Annotated in this window: 17 protein-coding genes; 8 read left to right on the top strand and 9 right to left on the bottom strand. The window is 39.4% G+C overall.

The genetic code is table 11. The features are described from left to right. The first annotated feature begins 814 nt into the window (after window positions 1-814). A complete protein-coding gene (omp33-36, locus tag ODQ17_RS08415) occupies window positions 815-1720 on the top strand; it encodes a porin Omp33-36 (RefSeq protein WP_005300691.1) in 906 nt (301 codons plus the stop codon). Window positions 1721-1780: 60 nt separating this feature from the next. Here omp33-36 and ODQ17_RS08410 read toward each other — a convergent pair whose 3' ends face one another. The 4 genes from ODQ17_RS08410 to ODQ17_RS08395 all read right to left on the bottom strand — a co-directional run bounded on the left by ODQ17_RS08410 (window position 1781) and on the right by ODQ17_RS08395 (window position 6829). Continuing rightward, entirely contained in the window at window positions 1781-3748 is a 1968-nt protein-coding gene (locus ODQ17_RS08410; protein ID WP_151767049.1) for a BCCT family transporter, read from the bottom strand. Between the two features lie 167 nt (window positions 3749-3915). Further along, window positions 3916-4608 carry an ion channel gene (locus ODQ17_RS08405; protein WP_213066418.1) on the bottom strand — a complete coding sequence of 231 codons (693 nt, stop codon included), beginning with the start codon at window positions 4606-4608 and terminating at the stop codon, window positions 3916-3918. 171 nt (window positions 4609-4779) lie between these two features. After that, entirely contained in the window at window positions 4780-6495 is a 1716-nt protein-coding gene (locus ODQ17_RS08400; protein ID WP_004790007.1) for a cation acetate symporter, read from the bottom strand. 1 nt (window position 6496) lies between these two features. Then, window positions 6497-6829, bottom strand: a complete 333-nt coding sequence (locus ODQ17_RS08395) for a DUF485 domain-containing protein (protein WP_004790008.1) — start codon at window positions 6827-6829, stop codon at window positions 6497-6499. A gap of 181 nt (window positions 6830-7010) precedes the next feature. Between ODQ17_RS08395 and ODQ17_RS08390 the strand changes: the two genes are divergently transcribed. Both ODQ17_RS08390 and ODQ17_RS08385 read left to right on the top strand, forming a co-directional pair. Beyond that, on the top strand, window positions 7011-10508 hold the full coding sequence (locus ODQ17_RS08390; RefSeq protein ID WP_013196613.1) for a hybrid sensor histidine kinase/response regulator: 3498 nt from the start codon (window positions 7011-7013) through the stop codon (window positions 10506-10508). 389 nt (window positions 10509-10897) lie between these two features. Next, window positions 10898-11665: a hypothetical protein gene (locus ODQ17_RS08385; RefSeq protein WP_013196612.1), complete on the top strand. Its 768-nt coding sequence runs from the start codon at window positions 10898-10900 to the stop codon at window positions 11663-11665. Between the two features lie 43 nt (window positions 11666-11708). On the opposite strand, the gene ODQ17_RS08380 is transcribed toward ODQ17_RS08385, so the two are convergent. After that, window positions 11709-12359 carry a response regulator gene (locus tag ODQ17_RS08380; RefSeq protein ID WP_013196611.1) on the bottom strand — a complete coding sequence of 217 codons (651 nt, stop codon included), beginning with the start codon at window positions 12357-12359 and terminating at the stop codon, window positions 11709-11711. A 376-nt stretch (window positions 12360-12735) separates the two neighbouring features. On the opposite strand from ODQ17_RS08380, the gene msuE reads away from it, so the two are divergent. Further along, the gene (gene msuE, locus ODQ17_RS08375) at window positions 12736-13476 is read left to right on the top strand and encodes an FMN reductase (RefSeq protein ID WP_005300671.1); all 741 of its coding nucleotides are present in this window, start codon (window positions 12736-12738) and stop codon (window positions 13474-13476) included. 43 nt (window positions 13477-13519) lie between these two features. After that, on the top strand, window positions 13520-14632 hold the full coding sequence (gene sfnG, locus ODQ17_RS08370) for a dimethylsulfone monooxygenase SfnG (RefSeq protein ID WP_322902902.1): 1113 nt from the start codon (window positions 13520-13522) through the stop codon (window positions 14630-14632). Window positions 14633-14724: 92 nt separating this feature from the next. Here sfnG and ODQ17_RS08365 read toward each other — a convergent pair whose 3' ends face one another. Next, entirely contained in the window at window positions 14725-15138 is a 414-nt protein-coding gene (locus ODQ17_RS08365; protein WP_005066843.1) for an Lrp/AsnC family transcriptional regulator, read from the bottom strand. A 105-nt stretch (window positions 15139-15243) separates the two neighbouring features. Between ODQ17_RS08365 and ODQ17_RS08360 the strand changes: the two genes are divergently transcribed. Continuing rightward, complete coding sequence (locus ODQ17_RS08360) at window positions 15244-15786, top strand: cysteine hydrolase family protein (RefSeq protein ID WP_322902900.1); 543 nt, start codon at window positions 15244-15246, stop codon at window positions 15784-15786. A 40-nt stretch (window positions 15787-15826) separates the two neighbouring features. Here ODQ17_RS08360 and acs read toward each other — a convergent pair whose 3' ends face one another. After that, complete coding sequence (gene acs / locus ODQ17_RS08355) at window positions 15827-17776, bottom strand: acetate--CoA ligase (RefSeq protein WP_049837519.1); 1950 nt, start codon at window positions 17774-17776, stop codon at window positions 15827-15829. A 294-nt stretch (window positions 17777-18070) separates the two neighbouring features. Between acs and ODQ17_RS08350 the strand changes: the two genes are divergently transcribed. Both ODQ17_RS08350 and ODQ17_RS08345 read left to right on the top strand, forming a co-directional pair. Continuing rightward, entirely contained in the window at window positions 18071-18646 is a 576-nt protein-coding gene (locus tag ODQ17_RS08350) for a DUF805 domain-containing protein (RefSeq protein WP_013196608.1), read from the top strand. A 113-nt stretch (window positions 18647-18759) separates the two neighbouring features. Then, the gene (locus tag ODQ17_RS08345) at window positions 18760-19740 is read left to right on the top strand and encodes a mechanosensitive ion channel family protein (RefSeq protein WP_004790025.1); all 981 of its coding nucleotides are present in this window, start codon (window positions 18760-18762) and stop codon (window positions 19738-19740) included. On the opposite strand, the gene ODQ17_RS08340 is transcribed toward ODQ17_RS08345, so the two are convergent. Continuing rightward, window positions 19720-20427: a 16S rRNA (uracil(1498)-N(3))-methyltransferase gene (locus ODQ17_RS08340; RefSeq protein WP_322902896.1), complete on the bottom strand. Its 708-nt coding sequence runs from the start codon at window positions 20425-20427 to the stop codon at window positions 19720-19722. The genes ODQ17_RS08345 and ODQ17_RS08340 overlap by 21 nt on opposite strands. Beyond that, window positions 20424-21716 carry a 3-deoxy-D-manno-octulosonic acid transferase gene (locus ODQ17_RS08335; protein ID WP_322902894.1) on the bottom strand — a complete coding sequence of 431 codons (1293 nt, stop codon included), beginning with the start codon at window positions 21714-21716 and terminating at the stop codon, window positions 20424-20426. The genes ODQ17_RS08340 and ODQ17_RS08335 overlap by 4 nt, the downstream gene beginning before the upstream one ends. Window positions 21717-21779 lie beyond the last annotated feature (63 nt).

Genomic DNA, 21779 nt, shown 5'->3' with positions numbered 1-21779 from the left:
AAACTCTATTTTACAGATTAAAAATTTTTAGCAATGATAATAAACATATCTAGTTATCCTCTTGGATGCGCTTCTCCCAGCATCCACTGCCCAGCTTTAAGCTGGGTTCTTTTTGTTCTATTATTTTCCAATAAAGTTCATATAAATTTTCTTATAATTTTAAGATTTTCTTATAGATAAAAAAAAGCTCAACCTTGGGGAAAGCTGAGCTCGTAAAGTCTGATGTGATACACACATCGTATCTGGGAAAGCACTTTAAATCCTAAAAACGTTAGGCAGTGAACTTTGCGATTGAATTATGTGACTTATCTCTACTTTTGTAAAGTCGATTAAATTAATCAGAATTAAAAATTTAATCGATTTTTCAACTTAAAATAGAGATTTCTTTTATTTTATTCACTTATATAATAATTAAAAATAGTTAAATTTTTTAGTTAAACTAATCTAAATATTGTTAACTACTCCTCAAAATAGTATGAATACGATAATAAATTGGTGAATTTTTACTCAACATGTAAGCAACTCTACAATTTACTTAATGTTAAAACCGATCATATTAATCATTTTTTCCAATCGTATTTGTAATAACTTTTAAACATTTATTTCTAAATTCGTTATGAAATATAATTATTAGCCTCTTGTAAATGTTCATTTTTTTATCAGGTTGACAATTTACTTTTCATTTGATTAGTTTTTCACCAATTTTAACATAAGTGTCAAATATCTTTAACATTCCTTTTTTTCATTGTTGACTTCATAAATTGTTACAATACAATGACCCCAGCTTTATCTCTTGTTATTGCTGGAAATGATTATGAAAAAACTTGGTTTAGCCACTGCTGTACTATTAGCCATGACCGGTGCTCATGCTTATCAATTTGAAGTTCAAGGTCAATCTGAATATGTTGACACAACTGCAAACGATAAAAACTTCACTGGTGACGTTGCTGGTACATACTATTTAAAAAATGTTGATACCACTAAAGGTCCTTTAGCTGAAGCAGCTTTCTTGAACCAAGCTTCTAACGTATCTGTAGGTTACAGCTACCAACAGTATGACCAAGGCAACGTAAACTACCACGTTGGTACTTACGGTGTTAAAGGTGAGGCTTATGTTCCTACTCCTTACCTTCCTGTATATGCTAGCGCAACTTACAACCACACTGATGTTGATGGTAAAAACAACTTCTCTAAAGATGACAACGGTGACCGTTATGCATTAGAAGTTGGTGCTATGTTGTTACCTAACTTCTTGATGACTGTTGGTTATACAAGTGTTGCTAACCAATTCGCTTTAGACAACTTTGGCATCATCAGCAACGGTATCTACTCTGCTGTAAACCAAACTGCTGCGATTCAAGACGACCAAGATGCTGTTACAGCACGTGCTAAATATGTAGGTCCAATCGATGGAACTAACATGGCGATTGGTTTTGAAGCTGCTGGTGCTTTCGGTCAAGAAAATCAATACGGTTTGAAAACTGACCTTTACTTAACTCCTAAGTTAAGTGTTGGCGCATCTTTCATTGGTAACGATGGCGTAGCTGACATCAAAGGTAATGACCTTGGTGAATTCCGTCAAGCTTGGGGTGGTAACGTAAACTACTTCATTACTCCAGCTTTAGCAGTTGGTGCATCGTACATGAAAGCTGACGTTAAAAATGCTTCTACTAGCTACGATACACAAACTATCGGCTTAAATACTAAATTCCGTTTCTAATTTAATTTAGAAATCGAATTAAAAAAGGACTCAATTGAGTCCTTTTTTTATATTTAAATATTAGCTTCGCACAATATTTAAGAAATACAGATGACGTTCATATTGATCAATAATGTCTTGAATTAAATCTTCTTGCGTCCAATCCATTACATCATAGTTCTGACCACCCTCTCTTAAGAAAACTTCTGCTTGGAAATATTGTCCGTCTTCGGCTTCAGTACGCCCAATTAAAAAACTTGGTGGTACTGTTTCACGTGGAACAACTTTATAAATAAAATTAATTTCATTGTGATGGTCCACCCGAAGCTGCATACCATCTTCAAGTTGGCTAATTGAAACCTCAAGATGACGGCGTCTAAATTCATGTTGAATATTTTCAAATGCACCAGCCACTTGCTTCTCAATATATTCACGCACTTCCTCTTCATTATGAGGATAGTGCATGATTAACCCTAGACGCTGTTGCCAGCTCCTTGGATTATGAATCGCGCGTGGTGTAATGCGTGCTTCCTGAATGGCTGTCATTTTTGTGACATCAAGATGCAAGGCCTTTATTAATCCCCAACTCATTAAGAGCATGACGACAGTAAAAGGTAACGCACTCATAATGATGGAAGCCTGAAGTGCAGCCAAGCCACCGACTAGCAATAAAATAATTGCGAGCACAGCCATGAGTACCGTCCAGAACAGACGCTGCCAAGTTGGTGAATTTTCAGATTTAGCAGTTAAATAGTCAGTGACTAATGCCCCTGAGTCAGCAGATGTCACAAAAAATAAAACCACCAAAATAGTTGCTAAGACATTCATCACTCCAGACCACGGTAAGTGACCTAAGAATTCAAATAATGCAACTGACGAATCTTGCTGAACAGCCTGAATTAATGTTGTTTGATGTTCGTGAATAATACTGAATAAGGCAGCATTTCCTAAGAAACCCATCCAGATAATGGTAAAGCCTGTTGGAATGAGTAAAACCCCAACAATAAATTCTCGAATGGTACGACCACGAGAAACTCTGGCAATAAACATTCCCACAAACGGTGACCAAGAAATCCACCAAGCCCAGTACAAAATTGTCCAACCACCAATCCAGCCATTCGGCTGATAGGCATATAAGTTGAATGTCATGGTAAATAGGTTAGAGATATATTGCCCAGTGTTTTGAATCGTCGTTTGAAGTAAATAAATACTCGGACCAGCAATAAAAACAAATACCAATAATATTAAAGCTAAAACTAAGTTTAACTCCGATAAACGTTTTACACCCTTATCAAGACCGAGGAACACAGATAAGGAAGCTAACATACTCACGAAAATAATGAGTAAGACTTGAATATTGGTGCTTTGCTCTACACCAAATAAGTAATGCAAACCAGAATTGATCTGGGTTACCCCAAAGCCAAGAGAGGTCGCTACACCAAATACCGTACCAATAGTTGCGAATATATCGATACCATCGCCCCACACTCCATAAATTCTCTTACCAATGAGTGGATAGAGTGCTGAACGGGTCTTTAAGGGTAAATTATGCCGATAGGCAAAGTAAGCCAAAGCTAACCCAACTACAGCGTAGATTGCCCAAGCATGTAGTCCCCAATGGAAAAAGGTAACTCTTAATGCTTGCTGTGCTGCATCAATAGTCTGAGCCTCACCACTTGGTGGATTAACATAATGCATGACAGGTTCGGCAACGCCGAAGAACATCAACCCAATCCCCATCCCTGCTGTAAACAGCATGGCGAACCAAGACCCATTGTTATAATCAGGCTGACTATGATCTGGTCCTAATTTAATGCGTCCAATCGAGGAGCAGGCAATGTAAATCAATAAGATGAGAAAGAAAGCAACAGATAAAACATAGAACCAACTAAATGAATCAGTGATCCACTGTTTTAATTGCTGTGTTAGAAGCTCAAAAGAACTCGGGGCGATCACAACCACTGCTAAAAACAAAGCAATAATAATGACCGTGCCCAAAAATACGTTAGGATTAACGTTTGCGAACCAACCGGACTGTTTGGAAGGCATAAATCCTCCATGTTATTTTAATGACGAGTGACAGGCTTAAATGCCAATAAGATATTCATAGAATGAACAAAGCTAGGGCTTTCAATAGAGAAAGCCGATAACACTCTAAATAAACTTAAAGAATATTGCAGTTACAAAGGTGTAAATAAATTAAAACACCTCCTCCATTATTTATCTGAATTTTTTTTAGGGAGGTGGGTAATATATTGTAAAGCAATTAGACGGGTGACGATTAAAGCTAAGTACATGACTCCACAGAACATTTGCAACATGGCTAAAACGCGCGCTGGTGGAGTGATTGGCATGAGGTCGGATAAGCCTGTAGCAGACTGCAAGCTAAAGCTTAAAAAGAGTAAATCTAGCCAAGTTTGGAAAGCATGGGGGTTATTTGGATTTTGAAAGCTATAAGGGAAAACGAGCTGGCAAATGTTATATAAAAATGCAAAACCCCATGCAATCAGTGTAAAGACTGCTGCCGCCGCAAATAGTTCATCTCTTGTTAAATATCGGTCAGCGAACATATAACGAAATAAACCATAAGCCGCCGAAAAATAGGCCAGAGCTTCACAGCTATGGGCAAATAACTGAATATATAAATTGCTATATCCCAACACAATCAGTACTGATGACAGAATTGCACCGCTCACAAATGTTAAGCCCAAAAAAGTAAACATCGGGGTCTGGCGAATAACTTTAGCAATCAATAATAAAGCAAGGACACCTAATGACCAGGTTAAAGTCCGATAAGGCAAACTATCAAATGTCAGCATGGCTAAAATCAATAAAATAAACTGAACCAGTAACAGCCATGCAGAAGGCAGTAAGCGAAAACTTGCCCAAAACTCAATAATAGATCGCATTATTATTTTCCTTGTTTCATTATGCTTTTTTGAGATTTAACAAATAATACTGTACACAAAATCAGGCAAACAAGTTGTTCTTTATTAATATCTAAACTCTGGATTGGAAATAAAATAAGTATAAAAAAAGCCCCGTAGGGCTTTTTAAAGAATGAGCTAATAATATTAGTCTTAGTGATCCGATGCACCAGATGCACCAATACCTGTCATTGAACGAACATATTGAGCATCGAAAGCAGCACGCTCTTTTTTTGCACGTGCAGAGTTGTCAGTTACCGAGAAGAACCAACAGCAAAGGAATGACAATGGCATAGCAAATAACGCTGGACCATTAAACGGGTTGATTGGTGTATCAGAGATTTTTAAAGTATCTACCCAAACTGCTTTAGAAAGAACAATAAGTACTACTGCTGTTACAAGACCAACCACACCACCAATAACCGCTCCGCGAGTTGTTAAGCCTTTCCAGAACATTGAAAGAACAAGAATCGGGAAGTTTGCACAACAAGCTACAGAGAACGCTAAACCAACCATGAATGCTACGTTTTGCTTCTCAAATAAGATACCCAAAACCATTGCGAAGATTGCTAAGCCCAATGTCGCAATTTTTGACATACGAAGTTCAGAAGCAGGTGTCGTTTGACCTTTTTTGAATACGTTAGCGTATAAGTCATGAGAGATTGCAGATGCGCCTGAAAGTGTTAAACCAGCAACAACAGCAAGAATCGTTGCGAATGCTACTGCTGAAATGAAGCCCATGAATAAGTCACCGCCTAAAGCGTCACTTAAATGTACGGCTGCCATATTGTTACCACCAACAAGCTCAAGTTTGCCTGTTACTGCCATTTTCGCAACGTCAAGGAATTGCGGATTGTTTGATACGAAAAGGATCGCACCGAAACCAATAATGAAAGTTAAAAGATAGAAGTAACCAATAAAACCTGTTGCAACCACAACCGATTTACGTGCTTCTTTTGCATCTTTTACAGTGAAGAAACGCATCAGGATGTGTGGAAGACCTGCTGTACCAAACATCAACGCCAAACCTAGAGACAAGGCATCAATTGGATTTGCCGCAAGTTTACCCGGCCCCATAATTTTTGAAGCATCGGCCAAACTGATGTCGTGTACTTTACTGAATACTTCAATTGATTGGCTAAACATGTTGCTGAAGCTAAAACCAACCGCTTTCATCACCATGAATGCCATGAAGGTTGCACCACTGAGTAACATGACCGCTTTAATAATTTGTACCCATGTTGTTGCTAACATGCCACCAAAGATTACGTATGCCATCATCAATAAACCAACGATGACAACAGCGATATTGTAGTTCAAACCAAAGAGTAATTTGATGAGCTGACCCGCACCTACCATTTGAGCAATCAAATAGAATGCCACTACAACAAGTGAACTGACTGCAGCTAAAGTACGTACTGGTTTCTCTTCAAGACGGAATGAAACCACATCTGAAAGGTTATATTTACCTAGGTTACGCAAACGTTCTGCAACCAAGAATAAAACGATTGGCCAACCTACCATGAACCCAAGCGAGTAAAGCAAGCCATCAAAGCCTGAACTAAACACAAGTGCAGAAATACCAAGGAAAGATGCAGCAGACATATAGTCACCCGCAATTGCCAGACCATTCTGGAAACCGCTGATACCACCACCTGCTGTATAGAAATCTTGTGTTGATTGAGTTTGCTTCGCAGCCCACTTCGTAATAAACAAAGTGAAACCAACAAAAATGACAAACATAATAATAGCATGCCAGTTGGTTGCTTGTTGTTCAGCTTCCCCCAGATCTGGACTTGCCATAGCCACTGTTGAATATAGCGATGCTGCTGCCAATAAGGCTTTCGCTTTTAATGAATTCCATTTCATATTAGTGTAGTCCTTTCTCATGCGTGATGGCTTCAACTTCCTTCAACGCTTCTTCACTCAACTGGTCAAGGGTACTATTCGCGATAAAAGAATACACACCACACAATAGGAAAGATAAAACGATAATTCCTAAACCTAGTGGGATTCCCCATGTCGTTACACCACCACTAAATGAACTCATCAAAAATTCTTTGTTGTAGCCAACAAGCAGCATAAAACCCACATAAAGAACTAACATGATGATTGTGAGTGTCCAACTTAATGTACTTTTTTTCTTGACCATCTTTTGAAACTTTGGATTGCGTAGAATCTGTTCTACTTGGTTCTGATCCATAACCAAACTCCTTGCCCTGTGCCCAGCCTTGGCCACTTTTTAATAGTAGTTTCTCAGGATTAAAGTTAGCAAAATTACGTGTAATTCGTAACTTAGACTTTGGTCGTTAAAATTTAATCAATTTATAGCTTTGTTTCTGCTTGGGGTATGATAGGCACAAGGTTTTAATCATGTGAGTCATATGAACAGCTGGCTGATTATTGGGGTACTCACCCTTTATATAGCACTCTTATTTATTTGTGCTTTTTTTGGTGAAAAGCATGCCAGCCGTCTGAGTACACGTGGCCGCATGTTCTTGTTCAGCTTAACGCTAGGCGTTTACTGTTCATCATGGACATTTTACGGCGCGACTGGAGCAGCTGTTCGAGAAGGCGTCATTTTCTTGCCTATTTACTTAGGCCCTCTCTTATTTGTCTGGTTTGGCTATGACATTTGGCGACGTTTAGGTCGGGTACGCCAACACCACGCAATTTCCTCAATTGCTGACTTTGTTGCGGCACGTTATGGGAAAAGTGGGGTATTGGCTTCACTGGTCACCATTTTGGCTGTAATCGCAATTATTCCCTATCTGGCTCTACAGTTACGTGCGATTGCTTTAAGTACTTCTGTCATTATGGAACAGAATGCTCATATCCATACAACCACCAATAGTGTTTTGCTTTTAACCAGTGTACTGGCTATTTTGGCCATGATTTTTGGTACAAGGCAAATTGCCAATACCGAGCAACATGGCGGCCTCATGTTAGCTGTGGCATTTGAATCTTTTGTAAAATTATTCGCGCTGATTTGCGTTGCTTTATTTTTTATTTTTGAAACACCAGCGAACCTTGTCCAAGTCACATCCGATGTGAACCAAACCTTTCAGGAGGTTCAACTATTTGGAGTGCCTGAAACTTTCTGGATTCAGACCTTATTGGCAGGTTTGGCAATTATCTGCTTGCCTCGCCAGTTTCATGTAGCAGTAGTCGAATTACGAGATGAAAAGCATATTCGCGGTGCACGCAAATGGTTTGCGGTTTATCTGATTTTAACAATTTTAGCCATTATTCCAATCGCAAGCTGGGCATTGCATGCTGCACCGAAGTTCTTAACTGTACCTGATGTTGCAGTACTCTCATTACCCCTGAGTTATAACCAAGAGTGGTTGGCTTTACTGGCCTTTTTAGGTGGGTTCTCTGCATCAACAGGTATGTTACTGGTTTCATCTGTTGCCCTATCTATCATGCTCAGTAACGACTTGATTATGCCTGCACTCTGGCGTTTTAAGTTGCTGTCACGTCACGATAAGCATTTACCTAAAGTTCTTAAATTCAGCCGTCGTATTAGTATTGTCGCGGTGATGCTACTTGGCTTTTTATTCTTCCATTTCTTTAATGATATTAACCAGCTTTCAGTATTTGGTTTATTGGCGTTTAGTGCAGTTGCCCAGTTTGCACCTGCGCTTATTGGAGGCTTGTATTGGCGAGGTGGAAGCCGTCAAGGTGTCTATGCTGGCCTCATTATTGGATTTTTGATGTGGAGTTACACATTACTATTTCCAACGATTTTACGTAGCTTGCCAGAGGCCTATCAGGAAACTGCCCAAAGTATTTTGCTTTTTGGCCCTTTTGGAATTAACGCCTTACGACCAGAGTCACTTTTTGGTTTTGAATCATTTGCACCTTTAACCCACGGCGTTATTTGGTCGCTTGGTTTAAATATTGTTTTATATATTTGGATTTCTAAACTTTACCGCCCAAGTGTGGCAGAACAAATTCAGGCAGAAAGCTTTTTCTACTATGAAACCAAACCCCTGCCATCACCGCATACCTCTACCGATTTAACTTATTTACCGCACGATGCTGCACGTTTAAAAGTAGGTGACCTGTTCGCGCTTGCTAAAAGAATTACAGGTGAGCAACCAACAACACAGGCATTTGAAAACTTTTGCGAGCAAAATCATCTCACGCTCAACCCCAATAGCATCGCCAATGGCATGTGGTGGCGTTTTACCGAGCAATATCTAGCTGGCATTATCGGTGCAGCCTCTGCCCGTACTTTGCTCACTACAGCAATGATCAATAATGGCCTCGCATTAGGACAAGTCGCTAATATTTTAGACCAAGCCTCACAGTGGCAACGTTTCAATCAAAACTTGCTCATGACCATGATTGACCACATGACCCAAGGGGTGAGTGTGGTTGATAAAAATATGTGTCTGGTGGCTTGGAATAACCAATATTTAAAACTGTTTGGCTACCCAAAAGATTTAGTTTATGTGGGTTGTCCAATTGCCGATTTGATTCGTTATAACGCTGAACGCGGCGAATGCGGCCCTGGTTCAGTCGAAGAACATGTTCGTAAACGTTTACACTGGATGAAAGTCGGAAGTGCACATGAATTTGAACGAATCCGTAAAGATGGACGCGTTATTCAAATGCGCGGTAATCCTATTTCAGGTGGAGGCTTTGTTACAACATTCGCTGACATTACTGCTTTCCGTGCGAATGAGGCAATACTTGAAGCCCGAGTAAAAGACCGAACTCAACAACTTGCTGGTGCTTTAACCGAACAGCAGCTCGCACGTGAACAAGCCGATATGGCGAATATGTCAAAAAGCCGATTTATTGCAGCGGCAAGTCATGACTTATTACAACCCATGCATGCGGCTCGTCTCTTTAGTACTGTTCTTGAACAAAGCATTGCGACCGAAGAAGACCGTCAAACTTTGCAACAACTTGACCGTGCTCTATATGGTGCAGAAAGCATGCTCTCTGCCCTACTCGATATTGCGCGTTTGGAAGGTGGTAGCATACAGCCAAAAAGACAACCTTACCCGTTGCATGATTTACTCAGTGATCTTGAACTACAGTTTAAATCGATTGCTGCTCAGCGAAATATTTCACTCAAAGTTCACGATGTATCGTTCTGGATTGACACAGATCCACAGTGGATACGACGTATTATTCAAAACTTTGTGAGTAATGCATTACGTTATACCGCCAAAGGCCGAGTGATTGTCGGTGTATTACGTTCGGCTCAAAAACCTGATCATATTCGTATTGGCGTTTGGGATACAGGTCCCGGAATTGCCGAAGAACAACGTATTAAACTGTTTCAAGAGTTCGAACGCTGTGGGCATTTATCACCGTGGGGTGAGCAAGGCTTAGGCTTGGGTCTCGCAATTGTGCAGCGTATGACAGGTTTGTTGAATTACCCTGTTCATGTCTACTCTCAACTCAATAAAGGCTCTTGCTTTATGATTGAGGTTCCAGTCGTAGAAGCGCCAAAAGTGATAACCCCAACCGTACAGGCAGTGCCTTTAAAAACTAAAGCCTACCGGATTTTATGTTTAGACAATGATGAAACTATTTTAGAAGGAATGAGTAGCTTATTAGGTCGATGGGGTTATGAGGTTTTTAAAGCCACTGAACCAGAACAAGCACTAGAAATTATTCAAAAAGAGAATATTCAGGTCTGGCTTATCGATCAGCATTTAAATAACAACCAACTCGGTGTCGATTTTATTATGCAAAATCGACAGCATGACGTTCCGGTTGCTTTAATTACAGCAGACTCCCATCCAGAGTTACCTCAGCAATTGAAAGAACTGAATATCGTTTTACTCAAAAAACCGCTTAAACCAGCTTCTCTAAGAGCATGGCTATCGGGACTTAAAATTGCCAGCGCGGCAGATTAAACCTTTTCCTCTCCCAAGCTTTTTATAAGTTTGGGAGAGATATTTTGGCAAAAGTTATAGGTTTAATTTAAGCCAATAGGCAGAACTGCTCAAAAAGTCTACTTTTGTTGATTAAATAATTGGCTAAACTTTCCAACAGCCCTTTTTCTATGGCAAAGCCCATCTTTTTTGTAAGTGAACACTTGTATACTTAGTTACAATTTAATAAATATTTGTTTTTTAAAATTATTATATAGCCAAAACCACTATATACGACTTTAGTCGTATTCTACTTGCATTCTTGATGACACATAACTACTCCAAACGCATTTGATAAATGTATAACCATTTTTTAACCGATTTCTATATTAAGCACCCCTGCTCACGAATTAATGCAAAGGACAATTGCCATGAATATTTCTGATAACAGCCCACAAAACCAACTCTCGTCTCAACAGTTTTATCGTCAATACAGTGCCAATGCTTTACTTCCTGAACTAGATTGGCAAAGTATTTTTCCCAACAGCAAACTGAATGAAGCCCATATCAAAGCGTTAAATACGATTTATCAAAGTGCAGTCCCACTCGCACTTAATGTATTTCATGATCTAAATTTTGATGTATTTGCACCTGCGGCTTATCATCCTCAAGGATTGGGCTTATTTGATAAATTGGCACAACAAGAAGAAAACTTCTTAAAAGTGCTTAGCGCTGAAAGTGAAAATCTTGATCACGACACACGTCATCAAATTTGGAGCATGTTACTTCGCGGTGGAGCTGTACTGGTTTTCAAAGCTTGGCTTGGCCATGTCAAACTCGGAGAAAATCAGTTAGATATGACTCAGTTTGATGAGCTTTCTGACTTACTCTTTATTAAAACTCATCCAGATCAACTTGCTGAACGACTACATGTCGATGAAAAAGCAAAACTCGACCATATCTTCTTAATGTATGGCAATGATATTTTCCTTGATCGCTTCAATAGCCTAGAAACAGCTGCACTTTTTGTAGATTTAGGTGTTTATGATGCAGCGTTTTTAAGCTTGCGTGATGACCGCGTGGCTGAATATTTAAAAATGAAAGGTTATGTGACTCAAGATCAAATTGATGATTTGCAATGTGCACTCAATCCTTTGTACTGCGACAGCCTAACACCAAAGCAGGATTGCCTTGCTTAAGTGGCACACATAAAAAAGACCTCAACTGAGGTCTTTTTTACTTTTAGATTTTCTTATCTTCAATATTTAATGCACTAATGGCCAATACGGCTTGTGTACGGTTTTGCACACCTAATTTTCTAAAGATTGCTGTCACATGGGCTTTAATTGTTGCTTCCGAAACATCAAGTTCATAAGCAATCTGTTTATTAAGCAAACCTTCCGCAACCATCATCAAAACACGGAATTGCTGTGGTGTTAAAGATTGAATACGTTCAGCTAAAGCAGTTTCATCTGCCGCTCTCGGATCAAGATTAAGGTTAGGTGGCAAATTAGGTGGTAACCAGATTTCACCTTCTAATACTTGACGAATCGCTTCACCAATATGACTTGGATGAGCAGATTTAGGAATATAACCCATCGCGCCATGTGCAATCGCACGCTGAATAATTGAAGTTTCTTCATGTGCAGAAACCACAATAATTGGAATAGCTGGATACTGTGCTCGTACATAGACTAGAGCAGAAAAGCCTGAAGCACCCGGTAAATTTAAATCGAGTAATACTAGATCAGGTTCTGCCCCATTTTCCAAACGCTCATAAAACTCATCAACCGAAGCTGTTTCATGAATTTGTGCCTGTGGCAGGCTATAACGTACTGCTTGAATTAAAGCATGACGAAACAAAGGATGATCATCAACGATTAAAATATTCATAAGCGATTAAAGTAATCTTGAGCATAAGTATGGCCTATTGTAACCCTACTATTTAGTTGAAAGATACGTTCATCTTATCCATTTTTATGCAAAATGATGATAAATGCAGAACTTAGCTAAAATTTTCAGATGTTTTTTAACATTTAATCAAAATTAATCTGTTTTTTATATAAGCTTACTTTTTATTATAAAAAATATATCACCAATAATTATATAAAATAAAAACAGCAACTTAATAGATAAATAAAGTATAAAAATCCACTATTTATCTTTTATATTTAAAACTGATAAGGTTGACCAATTTCGTTATTTTACAGTTCGCCGTCGTTGTTGATTAATAAGTCCAATCTCTTGTTTTAGGCTTAGGAACCAAATTATGACTGGTATCACATCACCAAAACCTTTGAATATTGTTGCTGTTTCTGGTGGCTTAAATACCCCATCTAAAACGGAAAGTCTGGTTCAAGCCATTCTTGATGAGTTATCCGAAGCAACCGATATTAAAGTTCATTTTATTAAATTAAGCGAAATTGGGCCTTTATTAGGCGGTGCATTTTATCGCAACCAACTTCCACAGCGCGTGCAAGATGATCTTGCAGCGGTTGAAGCAGCTGATGCTTTAATTGTAGGTACACCTGTTTACCGTGCATCTTTTACAGGTCTTTTCAAACATTTCTTCGATTTTGTTGAACAAACTGCATTGGTCGATGTGCCTGTACTTTTAGCAGCATCGGGCGGTAGTGATCGTCATGCACTGGTACTTGAACATCAACTTCGTCCATTGTTCAGTTTCTTCCAAGCACAAACTTTACCAATTGGCGTATATGCAACTGATCGTGACTTTACCCCTGAATACACGGTGAAAAGCGAGCAATTATCAGATCGTATTACGTTAGCCGTGGCACGTGCATTGCCAATTTTAGAATGGGCACCAGCGAAAGGTGAACGTGCTGAAGTAGTCAAATCTAAGACTCAGCAAGCAAATCAAGAGCTTGGTATTAACAAGCAAATTGAGCAAGAAGAAGTATTACCTTCAGCGGCTGTGCCTGATCTTGATGCGGCAGAGTCTCGCTTGCATCACAAGTCTGGCAAATCATTAACAACGCATGTTGCCTAAGTGCAATATCGCTAAATAAAAATACGAATTGGGGGAGCACACCATGACGCAATTACAACAACCAATTAAATTTGCTTATTGGGTACCAAATGTAAGCGGTGGCCTTGTAGTAAGTAACATCGAACAGCGTACAGACTGGAGTTATGACTACAATGTTCGACTTGCACAGGCTGCCGAAAAAAATGGTTTTGAATATGCGCTCACTCAAATTCGTTTTACGGCGGGGTACGGAGCAGAAAACCAGCATGAATCAGTAAGTTTCAGTCATGCATTACTGGCAAAAACTGAAAAACTTAAGGTGATTGCGGCTATTCTGCCCGGCCCCTGGAAACCGGCACTCGCAGCTAAGCAACTTGCAACAATTGATTATCTAACTGAAGGCCGTATTGCCATTAATGTGGTGAGTGGTTGGTTTAGAGGAGAGTTTGATGCGATTGGTGAAGAGTGGCCAGAACATGATCAGCGCTACGTCCGCTCTGAAGAATTCATTCGCACGCTAAAAGGAATTTGGACTACCGATAACTATAGTTTCGATGGTAAATATTACCAATTCCAAAACTACACACTTAAGCCAAAACCACTGCAAAAGCCTTATATTGAAGTATTTCAAGGTGGTAGCTCACGTGCTGCACGTGACATGGCTTCACGTGTTTCTGACTGGTATTTCACTAACGGTAATACTGTAGAGGAAATTCAAAAACAAGTCGAAGACATCCGTACCAAAGCTAAAGCCAATAACCATCAGGTTAAAATTGGTGTGAACGCTTTCATTATTGCTAGAGATACCGAAGAAGAAGCAAAAGCGGTACTTCAAGAAATTATTGATAAAGCCAACACTGAAGCCGTAAATGCGTTTGGCGATGCAACACGTGAAGCAGGTGCAGCTTCTCCAGAGCAACAAGGTAACTGGGCAAAATCAAGTTTTGAAGATTTAGTGCAATATAATGATGGCTTTAAAACCAATTTAATTGGTACACCTCAGCAAATTGCAGAGCGTATTGTGGCGCTTAAAAATGTAGGTGTTGATTTGATTCTTTCTGGATTTTTACATTTCATTGAAGAAGTAGAATATTTTGGGGAAAAAGTTCTACCACTCGTTCGCCAATTAGAACTTCAACAAGAAAAGGAGATAGAAATTCAAGCGAAATCAGCCTAAAAAACTTCATTTAAAGCAGCGCAAGACAATAAAAACAATAAATTAAAAATAAAGACTTATTGGCTCCAAGACTCGGCTTGGAGCCTTTATTTTTAAGATTTCTCGACTTCTCGAATCACTGTTTCAACCGAGTAACGGCACCATTTTGAAAGTTTCTCGATGAATTCATTTAATGCTGCGGGTTCAAAATGGCTGACGATCATATAGCACGCATTGCCCATCACTTTAAAGCATTCATCTATTTGTTCATATTGCTTAACCAAATTTTCAATTTCTTCAAAAGCGCGTTGTTCATTTAAATGCAAATGAATAAATTGTTTATGCGAATATTGCACGGCAATTGTGTAATTTTTAATGACACCAGCATCCATTAACTGAGCAATTCGAGCGCCCACTGCCTGCCCTGTCCGGTGAACTCGCTGTCCAATTTCTTTATTGGTTAGTCGAGAATCCTGTTTAAGCAATGCAATAATTTTTAGATCAATCGGGTCTAATTCAATATTCATTTTTCATGGCGAAAGAAATCTGGCGGTAATGCTTTCATCTGACTATAGCCGATTTTACTGGCAGAGAATAATCTTGTTTTATCTCATATCAACAAGAGTGATCTCATGAAACAAGCACTATTAATTATCGATGTACAAAATGATTATTTTAAAAATGGCAAAATGGAATTGGTTGGGCCAGAGCAAGCGCTAGAAAAAATAAAACAACTCGAACAATATTTTAGCGAGAAAAACTTGCCAATCATTTATGTGCAACATATTAATCCGCCACAAGCCAGCTTCTTCCAAGAAAATACAGATGGGGTTTTACTTCACCCTGAACTTAGCGCTCACGATGAATCATTAATCGTGACAAAGCATTATCCAAACAGTTTTTTAGAAACCAATTTAGATGAGCTTTTAAAAGCACATCAAATTGAACAACTCGTGATTACAGGCATGATGACTCACATGTGTATTGATTCAGGCACACGCGCAGCCAAAGAACTGGGCTATCAACCAATCTTGATTGCAGATGCAACGGCAACTCGTGATTTAAGTTATGCTGGAAAGACTGTAAAAGCTGAAGATGTACAAACTGCTTTTTTAACTGCGCTTAGTACATTCGCGAATGTACAAAATACTGCTGACTTTTTAGCAAACTCTTAATAAAGCTTAATAAAAAAGCCCCAAATGGGACTTTTTAAAATTAGTTTTGCTTATCAGGATAAACCGTTGCAATTAACTGATCTACTACAGCAGGTTCAGCCAAAGTTGAAGTGTCACCTAAACTATCTAATTCATTCGCTGCAATCTTTCTTAAAATACGGCGCATGATTTTACCCGAACGCGTTTTAGGTAATGCTGGTGCCCAATGGAGTGCATCTGGTGAAGCTACTGGCCCGAGTACTTTACGTACCCAGTTAATTAACTCTTTACGCAGTTCTTCCGACTCTGGAACACCCGCTTGTAGAGTCACAAAAGTACAAATACCTTGTCCTTTAATATCATGCGGCATACCCACCACCGCGGCTTCTGCTACGGCTTCATGTGACACCAAAGCACTTTCAATTTCAGCAGTACCTAAACGGTGGCCTGAAACGTTCAAGACATCATCAACTCGACCTGTAATCCAGTAATAGCCATCTTCATCACGACGAGCTCCATCACCTGTAAAGTAGGTATTTTTAAAGGTCGAGAAATACGCTTCAATAAAGCGATCAGGATCGCCCCAAATAGTACGCATCTGGCCCGGCCATGAATCTTTAATCACCAGATTACCTTCGGCCGCACCTTCTAGCTCATTGCCCTCACCATCTACAATGGCAGGTTGAATACCAAATAACGGACGTGTTGCCGAACCCGGTTTTAAAGCTGTTGCACCCGGCAATGGGGCAATCAAAATACCGCCTGTTTCGGTTTGCCACCATGTATCAACAATCGGACAGCGGCCCTCACCAACAACGTTGTAGTACCAATTCCAAGCTTCAGGGTTAATAGGCTCACCGACAGAACCAAGTAAACGCAGGCTGCTACGGTTACTTTCACGTACAAATGAATCCCCTTCTCGCATCATGGCGCGAATCGCGGTTGGCGCTGTATATAAAATAGAAACTTTGTGCTTATCGACCACATGACCAAGACGTGCCCATGTTGGATATTGAGGTACACCCTCAAACATTAAAGTCGTAGTTCCATTTGCAAGTGGGCCATAAATCAAATAACTATGCCCTGTAATCCAGCCTACATCGGCCGTACACCAGTACACATCATCTTGTTTTAGATCAAAGACCTCTTTAAAGGTACTTGTTACATAGACTAAATAACCACCTGTAGTATGCAGAACACCTTTCGGTTTACCTGTCGAGCCCGAGGTATAGAGAATAAATAATGGGTCTTCTGCCTTCATCGGTTCTGGAGGACAGTTTGCATCAACCTCCATAATAATGAGGTGATACCACAAATCACGCCCCGGCTTCATTTCAATCGGGTTCGCATTACGGTAAACCACCACTACATTTTCAACACACTCTGTACCCGGCAATTCTAGAGCCAAATCGACATTTTCTTTGAGTGGTAATAGTTTTCCGGCACGTAGACTTGAGTCTGCGGTAATCACCAGTTTAGCTTGGCTATCTTCAATACGACTTGCTAAAGAGTCTGGCGAGAACCCACCAAACACCACGCAATGAACAGCACCAATACGGGCACAGGCTAACATGGCAATTGCAGCCTCAGTCACCATTGGCATATACAACACAACACGGTCGCCTTTACCAATACCATATTTCTTTAAAACGTTGGCAAAGCGGCAGACTTCGTCGTGTAATTCTTTATAAGAAACGATCTTATGACGAGAAGGATGGTCCCCTTCCCAAATAATTGCAGGTTTATGTGGATGTTCTTTAAGATGCCTGTCTAGGCAGTTTGCTGACACATTCAACTCACCATCAGCAAACCATTCAATTTTGAAATTGTCTTTGTCAAAACTCGTATTTTTAACTTGGGTAAATGGTTTTATCCAATCGACAATTTTAGCTTGCTCTGCCCAGAATTCATCTGGGTTCTCGATAGAGTGTTGATAACGTTTAAAGTAGTCTGCTTCAACAGTACGAGCTGTTTTTTTAAATTCCTCTGGTACTGGATAGATCTCATTCATACGCAACTTCCTTGATCTTGTGCATCCCATCTCGAGACTGTGGCTATTATTTTACTGGATCTTATTTGCATGCCTTTGCAGTATGATGACTCTTTCAAAGTCTAAACAATGCGACTTTGGTCATATATTGATCACTTACTCAAGCACACGAAATTGTGAACATTTTTATAAAATTAAGTTGATTTAAAACATTTGTCTATAGCTTTTACTTTTATAATTTTTGCAAGATTTGATGGTTTTGATCATCAACAAAGATTATTTTGTCTCTCATACGCAACACAGGAATAAAATAATATGTTTGCCCAAACAAGCTCCTCACGCCCACCACAACTCCCTTTTAAAGATAGTCCGTTTTCAATTCATGGACGTTTTAATCGTATGAGCTATTTAGGTGGTTATGGACTGATTTATTTAGTCACCCTCTTGGGCTATTTCATTTTGGCTTCATTTCTTGGAAGTTTTCAGCTTTCAAGCAATTTATTTAATTTTGAATTTTATAGCTCTCTTTCTGGAGCCAGTGCCTTGGTAGTCTGGGCTTTTTCGCTGTTCCTGATTTATTTAAATATTGTTCTCGTTGTTCGACGTTTGCACGATCTAAATAAGAGTGGCTGGATGGGATTGCTATTGTTCATTCCAGTTGTTCAGTTCTTTTTTATGATTTATTTACTGCTTGCCTCAGGTACAGCAGGTCCAAACGAATACGGTCCTGTTCGACCAGCAACGTTTATAGAAAAACTGATGGCTTGGCTTATTTTAGTCGCTATTTTAGTTAGCCTTATTTCAACAGCAGGAATTTTTTATTATTTCTCAGGGACTGATACCTTAGAAACACCGACACAAATCTTACAAAAAGGAACGGAATACTTTTAATTAAAAAACACTTTATTATTTAGATGAACTCATTATAGTAGGCGCACATTTTATCTCCTACTATGATGAAAGCCGAAAATCGCTTTCATAAATTTTTTTAATTGAGACTTGCCGTGGCTGATGAACAAAAATCCTTAACGGATGTCGCAAAAAATACAGGCGAACTTTTGCAAGAAGCGGGCACTAAAACCACTCAAACGGTTTTAGCCCATACTGAAAAGTATCATGATGCCTATACCACTATCGACAAAATCGTGGATAGCTTCTGGGAACGTGTGCCTTATATATGTATTGCGATTATCGTTTTTATTATTTTTTGGCTACTGACCAAATTATTTAAGTTCTTTGTTCGTAAAACCTTAGAAAACCGCTCTTACACGCGCCAAAACCTAGTTTTGGTCTTAAACCGTGTAGGCAGTACAACAATTTTATTCTTTGGTTTCTTAATTGCTCTCGTCATTATGATTCCAGGGTTTACACCAGGGCAACTCATGAGTGCACTTGGAATTGGTTCTGTCGCTATCGGTTTTGCATTTAAAGATATCTTTCAAAACTTATTGTCAGGCATCTTAATCTTATTAAGCGAACCATTCCGCATTGGCGATTCCATTGTTGTAAATTCGCTTGAAGGAACTGTTGAAGATATTCAAATTCGTGCAACATTCTTACGCTCGCCAGATGGTCGTCGAATTGTTATTCCAAACGCAACTGTTTATACAAGTGCTTTAACTGTAAATACTGCTTATCAACAACGACGCTGTGAGTTTGTAGTCGGAATTGGATATGACGATGACGAACAAAAAGCTAAGCAGATTATTTTAGATATTCTTAACAATGACCGAAATGTACTCAGCCAGCCCGCCTTCTCGGTTAACGTTACAGCGTTAGCAGATTTCTCGGTTAACCTGACTGTACGCTGGTGGGTTGATACAACTGAAACTGATATTTCGTCATCTACGAGCACCATTCAAGCTCAGGTCAAGCAAGCTTTTAATGCGAACGGAATTAATATTCCATATCCAATTCAGGAATTAAAAATGGCAGCAAATCAGCCACTTTTAAACCCTGAGGCATCAACTAAAGAGACGACCTAAAATATAAGAAATAGACGTTTCAGTTCTTAAAATACGGTTGCCTAAGCTCACAGCTTGGCAGCCGTTTTTTCTGAGCAAATCAACTTCATAGGGAATAAAGCCACCTTCGGGGCCCACGACTACACTACAAGCATGTGGAATATTAACTGGCATGCTCTGCTCGGCATAAGGGTGAGCCACATAGGCGGGTGTTTCTTTCGAGATCAAGCTTGGCAGAACGTCTTCAACAAAAGGTTTAAAGCGTTTGTACATGTGAATTTCAGGAACAATCGTGTCACCTGCTTGCTCAAGCCCTAAAGTCACATAGTTATCGAGTTGTTGCAAAAATGGAGTTTGCCAATAGCTTTTATCTACGCGATAACTATGAATCAAACTAATTCTTTCAACACCTAAAGTCACACTGTCCATGATTAAACGGCGTAAAACTTTGGGTCTTGGTAAAGCTACGATTAAATGAACCGGAATTTTTGCAGGGACAGCTTCTTCACTAGTAGGTCGTATACAAACTTCTTGCTCGTTAATCGAAATAATTTCAGTGGTATAACGTGCGCCATTACGAACACCAACTTTTAGATTCTGGCCAACCGTAATATCAAGATGTTCACGTAAATGTTGTAATTGGCGCTTTGAGTGAATTACCCATGTGTCTGACTGAATATCTTCAGGCTCTAGCAAAACAATATTCATGATTTGTCGGCCAAATACCGGTTAATTACGCCAATATGTTTTTGCAATGAACCTTGGTTACGTTGTAAGACTTTATGTGCTTGTTCTACTACTTGTTGGGCCTGATCAGGTTCAGCTAAACACGCCATCCAAATTGCTACAACTTGCTCAGCGTCTTGGGCGATGAGCACACCATTTTCGTCAATGAATTCATCGACAATGGTTTGGAAATTAAAGTAACGAGGTCCAATGACGGTCGGTACATTCAAAACCATAGGCTCTAAAATATTATGTCCACCACCTGGTTCATTTAAAGAACCACCCACAAAACACACCTGACTTAAGGCATACCATAACCAAAGCTCTCCCATACTATCGGCTAGATAAACCTGTGTACTCGTATGAATACTTTGGTTCAAGCTTCTACGGTGAGTAATTAAATCTAGGTTTTGGCAAATTTCAAAGACTTCGTCGAAACGTTCAGGATGTCGAGGTACGACAATACAGACTAACTCTGGATCTGATTTTAAATAAGGCTGAAGTGCTTGCAAAATTTGTTGTTCTTCGGGTGCATGTGTACTGGCAATTGTCAGTACTTTACGTTGGCCCAAATACCATAGCTGGTGTAACTTTGCTGCCTGATTTATAAATGCTTCTGGTGCGTGAATATCAAATTTAATATTTCCAACCACCTGACTTTTTTGTTGATCTAAGCCAAGCTCGACATAGCGTTGGCGAGTAGCATTATCTTGTGCCAATACCCAGTCAATTTGTCTCAGCATTCCTGCTGTTAGACCTGAGACTCGGCTATAACCTTTAGCTGATTTTTCTGATAAGCGTGCATTTAACAATAAACAAGGAACATGTTGTAGCTTGGCTTGATCAATTAAATTTGGCCAAAGTTCAGTTTCAACCAATGCTAAAAGTTTTGGCTGATACAATTCAAAAAATTGTTTTAAAAGATGCTTTTGATCAACAGGCAAATAAACTGCTTGAAATAAATCTAAATAAGGTGCTTTTAAAAATAATGATTTGGCACGTGCCTGCCCAGTTTTAGTCGTATTAGTAACTAGCACAGGTTGTCCGAGTTTAAGATAATGCTCGATTAAAGGCTGCGCAGCATTGGTTTCTCCAACCGAAACAGCATGGAACCAAATTGCTCTCACATTTTTTGGAGATTCAAACGGCCCAAATCTTTCCAGACATTCCTGATTATATAATTCCTGGCTTTCTGCACGTTTTTTTATCCGCCAGTGGTAAAAAGGTTTTAATAAATGGAGTGCGGTGTTGTACCAAAATGGGGTCGCCAAGCGGTTTGCCTCAAATAGTCAAAGTTTAAAACTGGGGAAAATATAACATAGATAGAAAAAATG

The sequence above is a fragment of the Acinetobacter sp. IRS14 genome, from assembly GCF_034650275.1.
Taxonomy (GTDB): Bacteria; Pseudomonadota; Gammaproteobacteria; order Pseudomonadales; family Moraxellaceae; genus Acinetobacter; species Acinetobacter oleivorans.
Note: the sequence above shows the minus strand (reverse complement) of the source record. Positions and strands in the feature narration are given on the sequence as shown.

Excerpts from the sequence above, each read along its gene's own strand:
- sfnG (WP_322902902.1), top strand. The coding sequence starts at position 13,520 with ATGACGCAATTACAACAACCAATTAAATTTGCTTATTGGGTACCAAAT.
- ODQ17_RS08385 (WP_013196612.1), top strand. The coding sequence starts at position 10,898 with ATGAATATTTCTGATAACAGCCCACAAAACCAACTCTCGTCTCAACAG.
- ODQ17_RS08410 (WP_151767049.1), bottom strand. The coding sequence starts at position 3,748 with ATGCCTTCCAAACAGTCCGGTTGGTTCGCAAACGTTAATCCTAACGTA.
- msuE (WP_005300671.1), top strand. The coding sequence starts at position 12,736 with ATGACTGGTATCACATCACCAAAACCTTTGAATATTGTTGCTGTTTCT.
- ODQ17_RS08390 (WP_013196613.1), top strand. The coding sequence starts at position 7,011 with ATGAACAGCTGGCTGATTATTGGGGTACTCACCCTTTATATAGCACTC.
- ODQ17_RS08365 (WP_005066843.1), bottom strand. The coding sequence starts at position 15,138 with ATGAATATTGAATTAGACCCGATTGATCTAAAAATTATTGCATTGCTT.
- ODQ17_RS08350 (WP_013196608.1), top strand. The coding sequence starts at position 18,071 with ATGTTTGCCCAAACAAGCTCCTCACGCCCACCACAACTCCCTTTTAAA.
- ODQ17_RS08380 (WP_013196611.1), bottom strand. The coding sequence starts at position 12,359 with ATGAATATTTTAATCGTTGATGATCATCCTTTGTTTCGTCATGCTTTA.
- ODQ17_RS08405 (WP_213066418.1), bottom strand. The coding sequence starts at position 4,608 with ATGCGATCTATTATTGAGTTTTGGGCAAGTTTTCGCTTACTGCCTTCT.
- acs (WP_049837519.1), bottom strand. The coding sequence starts at position 17,776 with ATGAATGAGATCTATCCAGTACCAGAGGAATTTAAAAAAACAGCTCGT.
- ODQ17_RS08395 (WP_004790008.1), bottom strand. The coding sequence starts at position 6,829 with ATGGATCAGAACCAAGTAGAACAGATTCTACGCAATCCAAAGTTTCAA.
- ODQ17_RS08400 (WP_004790007.1), bottom strand. The coding sequence starts at position 6,495 with ATGAAATGGAATTCATTAAAAGCGAAAGCCTTATTGGCAGCAGCATCG.
- omp33-36 (WP_005300691.1), top strand. The coding sequence starts at position 815 with ATGAAAAAACTTGGTTTAGCCACTGCTGTACTATTAGCCATGACCGGT.
- ODQ17_RS08360 (WP_322902900.1), top strand. The coding sequence starts at position 15,244 with ATGAAACAAGCACTATTAATTATCGATGTACAAAATGATTATTTTAAA.
- ODQ17_RS08340 (WP_322902896.1), bottom strand. The coding sequence starts at position 20,427 with ATGAATATTGTTTTGCTAGAGCCTGAAGATATTCAGTCAGACACATGG.